12 protein-coding genes and 1 tRNA gene are annotated in these 12994 nt (G+C 55.1%); 6 read left to right on the top strand and 7 right to left on the bottom strand.

The window, feature by feature from the left end; translation table 11 throughout:
• The first annotated feature begins 57 nt into the window (after positions 1–57).
• Complete coding sequence (locus SH573x_RS22490; RefSeq protein WP_479350054.1) at positions 58–684, top strand: hypothetical protein; 627 nt, start codon at positions 58–60, stop codon at positions 682–684.
• Positions 685–941: 257 nt separating this feature from the next.
• On the opposite strand, the gene SH573x_RS22485 is transcribed toward SH573x_RS22490, so the two are convergent.
• Positions 942–1478, bottom strand: a complete 537-nt coding sequence (locus SH573x_RS22485) for a hypothetical protein (RefSeq protein WP_479350053.1) — start codon at positions 1476–1478, stop codon at positions 942–944.
• 28 nt (positions 1479–1506) lie between these two features.
• The gene (locus SH573x_RS22480) at positions 1507–2745 is read right to left on the bottom strand and encodes a lipase family protein (protein WP_479350052.1); all 1239 of its coding nucleotides are present in this window, start codon (positions 2743–2745) and stop codon (positions 1507–1509) included.
• A 258-nt stretch (positions 2746–3003) separates the two neighbouring features.
• Between SH573x_RS22480 and SH573x_RS22475 the strand changes: the two genes are divergently transcribed.
• Genes SH573x_RS22475 through SH573x_RS22465 form a run of 3 tightly spaced genes read left to right on the top strand, consistent with a single transcriptional unit; the run spans position 3004 to position 8187 of the window.
• Positions 3004–3693, top strand: coding sequence for a GntR family transcriptional regulator (locus SH573x_RS22475; protein ID WP_479350051.1), 690 nt, complete (start codon positions 3004–3006; stop codon positions 3691–3693).
• On the top strand, positions 3690–6692 hold the full coding sequence (locus SH573x_RS22470) for a PSD1 and planctomycete cytochrome C domain-containing protein (RefSeq protein WP_479350050.1): 3003 nt from the start codon (positions 3690–3692) through the stop codon (positions 6690–6692). The genes SH573x_RS22475 and SH573x_RS22470 overlap by 4 nt, the downstream gene beginning before the upstream one ends.
• On the top strand, positions 6682–8187 hold the full coding sequence (locus tag SH573x_RS22465) for a DUF1501 domain-containing protein (protein ID WP_479350048.1): 1506 nt from the start codon (positions 6682–6684) through the stop codon (positions 8185–8187). Before SH573x_RS22470 ends, SH573x_RS22465 begins: the two co-directional genes overlap by 11 nt.
• A 97-nt stretch (positions 8188–8284) precedes the next feature.
• Here SH573x_RS22465 and aroB read toward each other — a convergent pair whose 3' ends face one another.
• Positions 8285–9382 (bottom strand): 3-dehydroquinate synthase, encoded by a 1098-nt coding sequence (aroB, locus tag SH573x_RS22460; protein WP_479350047.1) that lies wholly within the window; start codon positions 9380–9382, stop codon positions 8285–8287.
• A 290-nt stretch (positions 9383–9672) separates the two neighbouring features.
• Between aroB and rpsU the strand changes: the two genes are divergently transcribed.
• Both rpsU and SH573x_RS22450 read left to right on the top strand, forming a co-directional pair.
• On the top strand, positions 9673–9870 hold the full coding sequence (rpsU, locus tag SH573x_RS22455) for a 30S ribosomal protein S21 (RefSeq protein ID WP_479350046.1): 198 nt from the start codon (positions 9673–9675) through the stop codon (positions 9868–9870).
• A 158-nt stretch (positions 9871–10028) separates the two neighbouring features.
• Positions 10029–10102 (top strand) — tRNA-Val (locus tag SH573x_RS22450).
• Here the strand turns inward: SH573x_RS22450 and SH573x_RS22445 are convergent.
• The 4 genes from SH573x_RS22445 to SH573x_RS22430 all read right to left on the bottom strand — a co-directional run bounded on the left by SH573x_RS22445 (position 10062) and on the right by SH573x_RS22430 (position 12991).
• On the bottom strand, positions 10062–10769 hold the full coding sequence (locus tag SH573x_RS22445; RefSeq protein ID WP_479356790.1) for a site-specific integrase: 708 nt from the start codon (positions 10767–10769) through the stop codon (positions 10062–10064). The genes SH573x_RS22450 and SH573x_RS22445 overlap by 41 nt on opposite strands.
• A gap of 834 nt (positions 10770–11603) precedes the next feature.
• Positions 11604–11993, bottom strand: a complete 390-nt coding sequence (locus tag SH573x_RS22440; RefSeq protein ID WP_479350045.1) for a hypothetical protein — start codon at positions 11991–11993, stop codon at positions 11604–11606.
• Positions 11990–12166: a helix-turn-helix domain-containing protein gene (locus tag SH573x_RS22435; RefSeq protein ID WP_479356788.1), complete on the bottom strand. Its 177-nt coding sequence runs from the start codon at positions 12164–12166 to the stop codon at positions 11990–11992. Before SH573x_RS22435 ends, SH573x_RS22440 begins: the two co-directional genes overlap by 4 nt.
• A 138-nt stretch (positions 12167–12304) precedes the next feature.
• The gene (locus tag SH573x_RS22430) at positions 12305–12991 is read right to left on the bottom strand and encodes a recombinase family protein (RefSeq protein ID WP_479350044.1); all 687 of its coding nucleotides are present in this window, start codon (positions 12989–12991) and stop codon (positions 12305–12307) included.
• Between the last annotated feature and the right edge of the window lie 3 nt (positions 12992–12994).

The following is a 12994-nucleotide window of genomic DNA, read 5'->3' as shown; positions in this document are numbered from 1 at the left end:
TACAAATTTTTGAAGTGGTATTGAGTTAGTCAATAGCAATAAACGGGGAGTATTAACTTGAGAAATCTTGTCCTATTCACAATAGTATGGGCCTTGCATGCCTCGCTCGCGCAGGCTGGCATTATATTCACTGTGGTACAAGCCACTCCTGCTCCCATTCCTGAAGGCGCCGTTAATCCGACTGAGTTTCGAGTCTATGTTCACTCCGACGTTGCCCTGGGTGAACAAATCGATAGCTTGGATCTGAATCTAAACGCTGGCGTCGGCGATGGGACCGAGGGGTTGTTTCTATCCGGAGATACAACTCTGCTGGGCAGCGTGCCTTTTGATGTGGCGAGCGTACCAGGCCAGGCGTTCTCAACCAACTTTCAAAATGGAGGTACGCTCATTCCGTTTGCCACAGGTGTGGGCAACGATATTGGGGTGCTATATGGATTGCTGCAGTTGGACACATCAACTGTCGCGCGTGGGACCTATGCTCTGACACTGGACCAGTTGAATGCCAATCCGTTTTTCAACGGCGTCGGCGTGCCCCCTCCACCTGTTGCGACGTTTGCCGTCAACACCAGTTACATTGTCGGCGTGCCAGAGCCAAGTTCGTTGCTTCTGGGCTTATGCAGCTTCGGCTTTGTCGCCGCCCGAAAAATTCGTGTTCGCAAAGTTAAGAAATCGCCAACACCGTAGCCCGTTCCCCGTAGCTGAAGTCGCCAGACTTTGGCCCCCATTCCCCGTAGCTGAAGTCGCCAGACTGTGGCTCCGTTCCCCGTAGCTGAAGTCGCCAGACTTTGGCCCCGATTCAAGACACCTCAAAACGCGTCCAAAGTCTGGCGACTTCGGCTACGAAATTGGATGATCTAACGGTAACGCGTCCAAAGTCTGGCGACTTCGGCTACGAAATTGGATGATCTAACGGTAACGCGTCCAAAGTCTGGCGACTTCGGCTACGGCTGGTCGCTGATGTAGTCGCTGGCGTCGACTTCTTGATCGCCGATGGTCAGCGTAACTTTTACTTTGGGCACGGTGACTTCGACGGTCTTGTTTTGATATTGTGTCATCGGTACGTTGACCGTGTACGTCCGACCGGCGGCGTCGACTCGAGTTTCTGTAGCGTAGGTGATCACAGGCTGACTCACCTCTTTCATTTCGGTAACTATGTAAGGCTCGAATTTGATTTCTGCCTTAGCACCACTGGCTGCTCGGCGATAGTCGACCCAGCCGATCACGCTGTCGATATTTTGGCGGTCCTGAGTCATGCTGCGCACGACGGTTTTGTATTTGCCCGTTGCTTCCAAATTCACTACGCGATTCTTGCCAGCAGCAATCTTTAATCCCGGCGTTAAAAACTGCTTCGCCTGCTCGGGGCGAAAGAATACTTCATAGTCAGCTTCTGTCGGATTGGCAATCTGAATCTTCGGCGGTTGCGCTTGTAGGTTGGCTAAGCCGCTCAGTGTCAAGCAGATGAGAAGTAAGAGTCGCATCACGAGCCCTCCCAAATTGCGCTAGGGTTCACTGCCGAACCTCGGCAACTAAACCGGTGTTGTCACATCGTACGATTAATGTTGTGTATTTGGAGTTGCGTAAGTTCACCGGCGCAAGCCAAACGGGCTTCTCAAAATCAGGATGAAAAGCCATCAAGAGGAACCAGCCGTTGCCCGACGGCACTTGCGTAAGCTGGCTCGACTTGCCGCTTGGAAACGATAAGGTTACCCAAGGTGTACCACCCTGCTTATAAAACCTCGAGTAGTCGAACAGCAGCAGCCACATATCAATCTCGGTTTGATTGGCATAGTCGAGCGCCACAGGCTGAGTTGGAAAGCGGGGCTCGGTCGATTTAACTTGATGTTCGTCCGGTCCGCGTGGATCGTTTAGCGGTGGGTCCAGATTAAAGTCGGCTGGGATATCGAAATCGATGGCCGCCCAAGTGCGATTGCAGAAGGTAGACGACAACTCAATGGGCCATCCCCAAACCTTGCTGGTTCCATACAGCGCAAGCGCGCCAGCCCATAACCACCAGAAATACACCGCGAGCCACAAGAGCAAAACTAAGAAACGAAATGCGACGCGGGCACCAGGTACCGACAATAACACTCGCTCCAACAATTTCGGTTTTCGATCTAGCGCGTTGCTCTCGCCCGGCGCACGGTCGGTCAAGAATGGCAACCAGTATTCTTCGACGTGGTCACGATCAAAGAACAACCCATGCCCACCTTCGTAGAAGCGATCCTCCAAGCGATAAGGTGATTCGAATCCGTAAGCGCCCGACGCGCCATAGCGACCACTGATCGCTTCGGCCATGTTCGGCCAGGGATCTTCGCTGCCACATTCGTTCAGGATCACTGCACTGCTTGAACTGGATCCATCCAGTTGATCGCGATAGTCACGCCATGGGAACTGCCGCGACAGGACTCCTCCACACAATATGATGCGATGCACTCGTACCGAGGGATTGTTGCTCAACAATCGACCTACGAGGTGCGTGCCGAAGCTGTGTGCCACAATCGAAATCTTAGCGTCGGGATAATCACGTCGCGTTTCGTGAAAGCGTTTATGAAATCGGCGGTACGGACCACCGGCTCGATCGATGGGCGAAATAAATGCAAATGGTCCAAACCATCCATAGCGGACCTTAACACACTTCAGCCCGGGTACCGCACTTTCGAGCGTCCGCCGCACCGACTCCTGCCACCCCGCCATATCGCGGATGCCATGTAACAGAATCACCACGTGGGAGACGGTCTCGGTCATCGAAGCCATCCAGTTTCAAGAAGTGCACCAGAAACCTTTATTCTAGGGGTAGGCCGGACCCATGTAATTGAGGGTGTTACCCATTGGTTCCATTATTAAGCCAAGTTCGTCTCCCCCGCTTAGGCAGGAGAGCCATCCTGCGCGGATCAGCCTCACATGTCAGTCGGAAACTCACCGCCAACTTGACTCAAGATTGTATCCAAAATACAATCGGGCGTTTGCCAGGGGATAGTGGGCAGTTAAGCAAGGGACAGAGTCATGGCGGCTTCAAGCGTGCTGGTGCGGACGATTTCAGATCAGATCACCGATCAGCTGCGTCAAGCGATCCTGGCTGGTGAGTTTCCGCCGGGCACTCCGCTACGCGAAGGGGAACTGGCCGAGCGATATCGAGTCAGCCGCCATCCGATTCGCAAAGTCTTACAACAATTAACTCTCGAAGGCCTGTTAGTCAGCAAACCTAACTGTGGCGTTACTGTCGCCGGAGAATCGTCACAGCATGTCGGCGAACTGCTCACGCCCATGCGCGTCCAACTCGAACTCTATGCGCTCCAGCAAGCTCAGGCCCATCAACTGAGCGAGCATCGCGCTGATTGGGAAAAGATCATCCGGCTGATGAGTGCAGCCGCCCAAGAAAAAGATGAACAAGCCGTCTTGAGCCTGGATGCCGAGTTTCATCAACGACTGCTGATCGCTGCCCAGATGGACGACTTTATCCCGCTTTGGCTGGCCATCTACGGCCGTATGCGCGGGCATCATCGACAGAGCAATCGAAAACTAGACGATCTGTCGTCTATCGCGTTCGTGCATGAAAGGTTGCTGCACAGCTTTCTGAAAAAAGACAACCAACAGGCCGCGCGCGACCTGCAATCGCACCTCGAAAATACCGCCTTCAACCGTAACGCACATGCACTCTGGTTAAAGCAAAATCGCAAAGAGGCCCAGCGATGAATCAATGCTCGTTTGCGCTGTGGATGCTCTTGAACCTGTTGAGCTACAGTCTGGCGCTCGGCCAAGATCGTGCCAGGTTGGATCACTTCGAACAGTCGATCCGACCGCTGCTGATCGCGCGATGCATCGAGTGCCATGGCCCAGATCGACAAGAATCTAGTTTGCGCTTGGACTATCGCACTGGTTGGATGACCGGTGGTGATCGAGGTCCGGCAATTGTACCTGGAAATCCTAACGACTCGCTCTTGCTATTGGCCGTGAAACATGGCGACCCCGATTTGCAAATGCCACCTGACAAGCTCAGCGAGGCAGAAGTGTCGGCGCTGGAGAAGTGGATTCGCGATGGCGCCATCGATCCTCGCGACACGGCTGAGTTGCCGGCCAAGCATGTTGTCTCGGATCCTCAAACATTCTGGTCGTTTCAACCTGTCCGCGCGCTCGAGCCTCCGTCGGTCAGTGACTCCAGCTGGATACGCACGCCCGTCGATGCTTTCATTCTCGCTCAACTAGATGCCAGAGGCCTGAAGCCCACGCCGCGAGCTGATGCGCGCACTCTCATTCGCCGCGCCACCTTCGATCTGCTCGGTTTGCCACCGACTCCAGAGCAGGTGGCTGCGTTTGTGCGAGATCCATCGCAGGCCGCTTGGACACGGCTCGTCGATCAATTGCTGGACTCTCCGCAATATGGTGAACGTTGGGGCCGGCACTGGTTGGATGTGGCGCGTTATGCCGATAGCGGAGGATTTGAGACCGACGTCTATTATCGCAATGCCTGGCGTTACCGCGACTATGTGGTCAAGTCATTCAATGACGACAAACCCTACAACATCTTTGTGCAAGAGCAGATCGCCGGCGATGAACTGTGGCCCGACGATCTCACGCTGAGCGGCAACTACACGCTCACGCCTGACAAAGTGAAACACTTGGAAGCCCTGACTGCGACCGGGCTGTACACGCTGGGGCCACAAATCCATGAATCCAACATGGACGCGCAAAAGATCCGCTATGAAACCTATTCTGATTGGGTAGATACTACCGGGGCGGCTTTTATGGGGCTGACCTTCGGATGCGCCCGCTGCCATGATCATAAGTTTGATCCGATTTCGCAGCATGATTATTACGCGATGCAGGCCATCTTCGCAGCCAGCAAAGAAGTTGAATACCCCATCATTGATGCCATGGGCATCGCTGATTTCAAACAGCACTATCCGCGCATCTTGGCCATCGAAGAGTCGCGACGCGGGCTGCGCATGTTTGATGCCCGCACCGCCGGCAGGCAATTATCTCAAGCAGAGCAAAACGAGCGGCAAGCACTGATTAATACCATCGCCAACAACGTCCTCGCGCTACCTGAGAATACAGCCAACGGTGCACCACTGGTGGGCTTGATGGAGATTCCCACAATCAGCGTTCTGGGGCATGAACGCCCAGAACTTATGGCGCCTATACAACTGCTTAATCGCGGTGAACTGTCTCGTCCACGTGAGGTAGTCTCACCGGAACTACCTGCCACCTTGCGACAGCTAAGTAGTTGGGATGCGCCGATGCCGGGGCCGTTAGGCAATCGCGCGGCCTTGGCGCAGTGGTTGACCAGTCCTCAGCATCCACTGACAGCCCGAGTCATGGTCAATCGCATATGGAACGGGCACTTCGGGCGCGGCCTTGTCGGCAGTCTCAACGACTTTGGACAAATGGGCGAGCGTCCTTCGCATCCAGAATTGCTTGACTGGCTGGCTCACCACTTCATCGAGCAAGCGTGGAGCATCAAAGCCATGCACCGTGTGATGATGCTCTCGTCGACTTATCAAATGGACAGTCGGGCTGGCTCATCGGCCAATGCGGAGATCGATCCGCAGAATCGTAATCTGTGGAGAATGAATCGTCGACGACTTGAGGCCGAAGCGATTTGGGATGCAATTCATTCGGTGGCGGGTACTTTGAATTTGAAGATGGGTGGCCGGCCGGTTGTACCGCCGTTAGGTCCAGAAGAAGGCGCTCCCGCTTATTGGTTTGTCTCCGCCGATCCCTCGGAACATACACGCCGCGGGCTCTACATTCTGCAGCGTCGCAATTTTCGCTTTCCGATGTTCGATGTATTTGATTTGCCCATCAATGCTGTTAGCGCACCAGCCCGCGATGTAACCACGGTCGCACCGCAAGCACTCTGGATGCTGAACAATGCCACGGCTGTGCGCCAGTCTCAGGCGTTCGCGGCACGCCTGGCGGCGGAACGCACGGCGGGTTGGAACGTGCCTGATTTTGGTCCAGGACAATCCGGTTGGCTGGGCAACAAGTCAGGCACCCACGCTGGCTGGGCACTGCGTCAGGACAATGGCCATCCCACCGAATCGATCGATGCCCCAATCGGAACAGTCTTAACTCATGGTATGACCAGCGTTGCCTGGCGAGTTCCCGCGGATGCATCTGGGTCGATCGAAATACAGGGTGGATTATGGAATGTGCGCCGACTTGGGCGCAGCGGCCCTTGGAAGCTCTGGCACAATGATCAATTGCTCAGCGCAGGCGTATTGGATGACAACTGCGGAACCTCCGCTTCACCGCTGCAGTTGTTGCACGGATCAGGCGGAGCAGCAGCACTCCAGCCTACGGTCGCTGGCGGAGATGTTATTCGCCTTGAAATACTCGAAGGCGATTTTGTGGCCGTGCAATTGAGTATCACTACTGCGTTAGGCAAACGCGACTTGGCCGCCGACTTCACGCTCGAGTCAAATCCCACGCCTCACGGCTGGCAGTATGGTGAATCTCTGGCCAATGGCGGATTGCCACTAACAAACGCAGTTCATTGCCATGCATCTCAAGAAGGCCCATGGCCGATCGAGCGCGCCTGGCAACTTGCATTGGGCCGAGCACCTACGCTCGACGAGCGTGCTGAGGCGTCAGCCCTCCTGCAATCGCTCTCCGAGATCGACCCGCAGACATCCCTGTCTCTACTCTGTCTGGCACTATTCAACACGCAGGAGTTTGTGTATGTCGACTAAGCGACTAAGTGCGACTGAGTTGATGACGGCTCCCGATGTAAATCGACATCATTGTCGACGATTCATAGAAGTGGCTGATCGACGAGATTTTCTGCGTACAACGGCTTTTGGATTTGGCGCTTCGGTGCTGGGGTCGTTAATCGCGCGCGAAGCTGGCGCCGAGAGTCCGCTACTGCCCAGTCCATTGCAGCCCATTTCACAACAGCCCAGTCCATTGGCTGCAAAGACACCGCACTTTCCCGCTCAGGCCGAGCGTGTGATATTCATTTTTTGCGCCGGCGGTCCTAGCCAGTTAGAAACCTTTGATCCCAAACCGGACCTTATAAAATATGACGGTCAACCCATCCCCGATAGTTTCCGAACAGAAGGACTGGCGCTGCAGTTCATGAAGGCCAGCGATGGCAAACTGATGGCTTCGAAGTTTGCATTCCAGCGTCATGGCCAGTCGGGCTTGGAGGTCTCATCGCTCTTTCCGAAGTTGTCGCAACATGCTGACGACCTGGCCGTGATTCGATCCTGTCATCACGAATCATTCATCCATGGACCGGCATCAGCGATCGTCAATACCGGTTCCACGCTGCTGGGGCATCCCAGCATGGGCGCTTGGGTAACGTATGGACTGGGCTGCTTGACAGATAACTTGCCAGCTTACATCACTATGACCGACGGTGGTTTTCGACCAGGACCAGCCGTCAGTTACGGTAGCGGATTCTTGCCAGCCATTTATCAAGGAACCGTGGTGCGTACTGAAGGTACACCCATATCGAATTTGGTGGCGGCCGGAGCGCCGGGCCAACAGCGCCTGATGTTGTCTGCTTTGAATCGCTGGAACGAACGCTTTGCTAATGCACGCGCCGAAGATTCGCGGCTGGCCGCTCAACTGGCCAACTATGAACTCGCTTTTCGCATGCAAACCGCTGCTCCGGATTTGATGGCCATCAATAATGAGACCGCTGCGACTTTGGAGCTGTATGGTGTCGACCAAGAGCCAACTGCCAAGTTTGGTCGCATGTGCCTGGTCGCCAGGCGGATGGCTGAGCGCGGTGTGCGCTTCATTCAACTATTCAACAACGACTGGGACGGCCACGGTGAGTGTGCAGACAACCATCAAGCCAATGCTCAGCGAACCGACCAGCCGATTGCCGCCTTGCTAACCGACTTGAAGCAGCGTGGCATGCTCGATAGTACGCTGGTTGTTTGGGCCGGCGAGTTTGGGCGAACACCAGTCATGCAAGGTTCCAACGGTCGCGATCACAGTCCATATGGATTCAGCGTATGGCTAGCCGGTGGCGGAGTCAAAGGCGGACAAATCATCGGCGCCACGGACGAACTCGGATTTCGCGCCGTCGAGCGTAAAGTCCACGTGCACGATTTACATGCCACGATGTTAGCCCTGCTGGGATTCGACCACGAACAACTGACCTACCACTTCGAAGGTCGCAACCGCCGCCTGACCGACGTATTCGGTAATGTCGTAAAAGAAGTCCTGGCCTAACTAAGCCGACGGCGTTAGCTAACGCCGTCGGCTTAGTTGGCATCCTGTGCGCGTAAAGGCTAACCCCGAGAACGCCGTGACAACTTTAAAGCCGGTGCTATCCAGCCGCTTGCTTCAGCACTTCGATCACGGTGGCCTTCTCAACACCGCTGACCAGTTCAACATGGCCCAAGCGATCGGGCAGTACGAAGCGCAGGGTACCGTGGTGGACTTTCTTGTCGTGTTGCATGAGTTTCCACAACTGCTGGGGATCGTGCCCGGTAAAACTCACGGGCAGGCCGAGTCGCACTAGCAAAGCTCGTTGGCGATCGACCAAGTCTTGATCGATGCGATCTAGAGCGCAGGCGGTCATGGCGGCCAGGTGCATTCCGATGGCGACGGCTTCACCGTGCAGGTACTTGCCGTAGCCACTGTCGCCGTCGGCTTCGAGGGCGTGGCCGAAGGTGTGACCGTAGTTGAGGATCGCGCGGAGGCCGGTTGTTTCGCGTTCATCTTGCGAGACCACCTCGGCTTTAGCGTGGCACGACTGGGCGATGATATGCGTGATGGCGCCAGCGTCGCGGGCCAAGATCGCTTCGACATGCTCTTCGATGTACGCAAATAACTCTGGTTTCAAGATGACGCCGTACTTCACAACTTCGGCCATACCGGCGACTAGTTCGCGTGTGGGCAGAGTGGTGAGCGTTTCGGTATCGATGATCACCAGCGACGGCTGCCAAAAAGCGCCGACCATATTTTTGGCTGTAGGCAAGTTGATGCCTGTTTTGCCGCCAACGCTCGAGTCGACCTGGCTGAGCAGGGTTGTGGGGACTTGGATCAGCGGCAGACCGCGGACGAAGGTGGCGGCGACGAAGCCGGCCAGGTCACCGATCACGCCTCCACCAAGAGCGATGATGGCCGAGCCACGATCGGTCTTCTCATCCAGCAGAGCTTGCCAGAGTTGAGCGGCCATGAGCGGCGACTTGCTCGACTCACCCGACGGCACGCTCAGGGCGGAAGTCCGATAGCCGGCTGAAGCGAGCTTGGCTGTGATATGTTCGGCCAGCGGCAATTGCAGGCGTTGGTCGTAGATCACGACGGCGTGTTGGCAGCGGCCGATGGCTTGCGGTAGCCACTCCGGCAGTGCCTCGAGCAGATTTTGTCCGATATGGATGGCATAGCTTCGTTCGCCCAACGGTACATCAATGCTAATCACGACCGGCAACCCCTAGTGTGGCATAGGCTTCCAGCCTGTGTATTATGTGGCATAGGCTTCCAGCCTGTGGTTTGGCAGCAAGTTTACCACCAAATCCAGAAGTGTTTTCTGCGGCGAGAAATTTGGGGTGGCTGGTGGGAAAAACAGTGTTTTCGCAGGTGCTATCTGGGCTAGACGCTTCTTTGGTCGATAGTTAAACTACGGGACTCTCATCAAGGGATGAGTTGGGCTCGAATTGGAGCCACTAATGGTGTCTTAAACGTACGATAGAGAACCTTTTGGAGGGCTAGATGGTCAAACTGATTGTCCGTGACCGGGAAACGATACAAGAAGCCGTACGTCGTTTCCGCAAATTAGTGGAACGCAGCGGCATCAAGAAGGAAATGCGTCGTCGCGAATATTATGAGAAGCCGAGCGAAGTCCGTCGCCGCAGCCGTCTGCGAGCCGAACGTCGAGCTCGCCGGACCCGTCAATTGGCCCACGGCTAACGCCACGTAGGCGGAGTCCACGTAGGCGAGTCTCTCCGAGACTCGCACCACGCCGCAGCCAATTCACGCAGAAGTGTCTCCCTGGGACTCGCACCCCACGTAGCCGAGTCTCTCCGAGACTCGCACCCAAAAAAAACGAGTCGCACAAAAAAAATATCGGGCGAGTAGCTCAGTTGGTTAGAGCGCTACTCTTACAAAGTAGATGTCGGGGGTTCGAGTCCCTCCTCGCCCACTGAATACGCCACCGATTCCCCAACAAATATAGGAATTAGTGGCGTTTTTCGTTGGTTTGCAGCGGCAACGGACCCTTGGTTTATGCCGCTTTCTGCCCTCAATTGCCGATGTTCTGGTCCACCGACTGGCCCACCAATCGGCAGCCCCGCCGCTCTCCTGAACGAGTCTTGCCGCTGCATGGCGTAATGCTTCATAGCAACAGCTTGCGTGTTGCCCAACCATGAACAAACGTCCTTGATTGGGTGGACGTCGATCAACTCGGTTTCGCGACTTGCTCGCATGTTCTGAAAGAGTTTCGGCCAAGGCTCAATACCGGCTCGCTTGAGAATCCGAAGCAATCCGGTCCGTAGTACCGACTCGCTGCCTCTGTGGTTCGCAACAACGTAGTCTGAGGGCTTCGCGTCCCTGCTCTTGGCTAGTTCCGCTAATTGCTCAAGGTAAGGGCGTAGAGAGGGGAATAGAGGGCAAAGCCGAATCCCGCCGTTGCTGTGGTGCTCAGTCTTGCTCGCGTGAATGCGAATATGCCCATTGCCGAAATCGATATCCTGCCACTTAAGCCGCATTACCTCGCTTGGGCATCGCATACCAGCAAGACGGCTCAACGCTAGGATTGCTTCCCACTCAGCACCGGGCGCGTGCTCAATGACGTGGTTGAACGTCTCCATGTCAACGAAAAACTGCCGAGCCTCGTTGCCGTGAACCGTTGTTTTCAGTCCGACGAACGGATTGTCCGTTAACAGCTTTGCCTTGAGTGCGTACGCAAAGAACTGCTTAGCAATTCCGGTTCTACGCCGCACCGTGTTATCGGATAGGCTGACACGCCCGCGAACTGTCTTGCCGTCTTTGTTCTTCCGTTCTTTCCCTTCGCGGATATTACCTTCGCGTGCAATCTTGTCTCGCCAGGTTTCCGCGTCGGCAGCGTTGATCGATTCGATAGACCGGTCGTCGCCGAAGTGTTTAACGAGTGCGTCGCGGACTTGCTCCCACTTCGTCTGCGTCGCGTCTTTCACATTTCGGCAGTCGATGTAGTGATTTATGAACGCCTTGAGGGTCAACGGTATTTCGCTTTTCGTCGCTACCTTTTTGGGCGTCGTCGGTAGTGCCGCAACCAAGCCGACTCTGACTAGTTTCTCGCGTTCGCTATTCGGTAGTGCGTTGAGCCACTTGGTTGACTGAGCACTTGGGGCCGACTGGTCAATTACGGACTGTGCTAAATGCTCAACATGCCCCCGCCAAGTCTCTGCGGTCGCTCGGTCTCTATTGCCAAGCCAAATAGCTCGACGTTTACCGGTCGCATCGTAAAATTTGATTCGATATCCTTCCCGCCCCTTCGATGATTCGTAGCGGCAGGTAACTTGCTTACGTGGCATTCAATTCAATCCGTGAAAACGGGGCCGCCAATAAGTGGCAATCCCCGTTGAAAATAGAAACGACTAACTACGCAATTGCCGAAACTCGGCAGACACCCTTAACTAGTTGAGCCAGCAATCGGGGACGACTTACTTCGCCAACCAACGCAGAATCGAAACGCTCGATATCACCGTCGATGATTCGGCAATCTGGCTCAGCGCGCGGGCTAGCGTTCCAATATGCTCAGTGTGACCGCTTCGAAGTTCATCGTGTCCCGCGAGATCGTTTGCGTTCGCTAGAAGCGTCAGCATAGGACCAGCCGACGCCTCGCACCCTTTCATTAAAGTCTGAAGCAACTCGGCATGGTCGACGCTTCCATACGTCGCATTGGTGAATCGCTCTCGGTCTCCGTCGAGGTCTTCGGCCATGATCATTAGCCCACGAGCAACTAGCCCGCAGTGTTCGGCGTTGCCCTCGCGGAGTCTACGATTGGCAATCAATCGAATTGCGTTGATCGTCAGCCGTCGTAACTTGTTCATTCGCTTTCTTCCTTATCTACTAAACTAAGTCCTAACACTTCACACAAACGACCCGCTGTTTCGAGGTTCAACGAGCGTTCAGCCCTATCAAATCTCGAAAGTTGACTGGGAGTAATTCCCGCTTCATGGGCAATATCCAATAGGCTACGCCCGTTTGTCCTTACCTCCTGCATCTTCCACCGAATCACCCCCTCTAGGTCTGTCGGCTTCGGCCTTTTCTTCGGCATCGATAAACTCTCTCAAGGTTTGTTTGTTGGCTGCCTGCGGCTGGCGGTCGGCAGCCCGAAGGATGTTTAGCAGTTCGTCGTTCGTTAGCTCGCGCGGGTCAATATCTTCTGAATCACCGTGTTGTCCCACTTATCGCCCCCGTTCTTCGTCTTGTGGTTCGCTTGTTCCAGTTCGGCAGCAATCTTGCGGTAGCTGAGCCCTCTTGCCCGTAGCTCTCCCATTGCTGATATCGTTCGCTGTTCGGTCTCGTTGACAATCAGCGATACGCCATCGTCTGCGAGATCGAAACCATAAGGAACGCCACCGGTTCGCTCGCCCTTGGATTTCTTGTGAGCAAGTGCCATTTTGGTACGTTCCGAAATTTGGTCTTTCTCAAATTCCGCCATGACTGCGAGCATCCGGAAAAACATCTTACCGGCTGCCGACGTCGTGTCGATCTTTTCCGACAGGCTGACGAGGTCAGCACCCGCCTTATCAAGTTGTTCGCCAATGGCGATTGTGTCTTTGGTTGATCGGGCGAGCCGACTTAGCGAGTAGACCACTAGTGCTGACTTGGTTTTACATGCCTGCTCGATTGCAGTCTGCAAACCGGGACGGTTGTCAGCACGTCCACCACTCAAACCCGCGTCAGTATGGATAGCGACCAATTCATAATCGTTCACCATGCACCACGCCGTTAGCTTCGCTTGCTGGGCTTCCAGGCTCACGCCTTCGTCGGCCTGTCCATCGGTCGAAACTCGAACGTATGCTACTGCGGTTTGCTTGGTCATGTT

The sequence above is a fragment of the Rania fehmarnensis genome, assembly GCF_056494185.1.
The sequence above is the reverse complement of the archived record's forward strand: the minus strand, read 5'-3'. Positions and strand labels throughout refer to the sequence as shown.

Excerpts from the sequence above, each read along its gene's own strand:
- SH573x_RS22485 (WP_479350053.1), bottom strand. The coding sequence starts at position 1,478 with ATGCGACTCTTACTTCTCATCTGCTTGACACTGAGCGGCTTAGCCAAC.
- SH573x_RS22480 (WP_479350052.1), bottom strand. The coding sequence starts at position 2,745 with ATGACCGAGACCGTCTCCCACGTGGTGATTCTGTTACATGGCATCCGC.
- SH573x_RS22475 (WP_479350051.1), top strand. The coding sequence starts at position 3,004 with ATGGCGGCTTCAAGCGTGCTGGTGCGGACGATTTCAGATCAGATCACC.
- SH573x_RS22470 (WP_479350050.1), top strand. The coding sequence starts at position 3,690 with ATGAATCAATGCTCGTTTGCGCTGTGGATGCTCTTGAACCTGTTGAGC.
- SH573x_RS22465 (WP_479350048.1), top strand. The coding sequence starts at position 6,682 with ATGTCGACTAAGCGACTAAGTGCGACTGAGTTGATGACGGCTCCCGAT.
- rpsU (WP_479350046.1), top strand. The coding sequence starts at position 9,673 with ATGGTCAAACTGATTGTCCGTGACCGGGAAACGATACAAGAAGCCGTA.
- SH573x_RS22445 (WP_479356790.1), bottom strand. The coding sequence starts at position 10,769 with ATGGAGACGTTCAACCACGTCATTGAGCACGCGCCCGGTGCTGAGTGG.
- SH573x_RS22440 (WP_479350045.1), bottom strand. The coding sequence starts at position 11,993 with ATGAACAAGTTACGACGGCTGACGATCAACGCAATTCGATTGATTGCC.
- SH573x_RS22435 (WP_479356788.1), bottom strand. The coding sequence starts at position 12,166 with ATGCAGGAGGTAAGGACAAACGGGCGTAGCCTATTGGATATTGCCCAT.
- SH573x_RS22430 (WP_479350044.1), bottom strand. The coding sequence starts at position 12,991 with ATGACCAAGCAAACCGCAGTAGCATACGTTCGAGTTTCGACCGATGGA.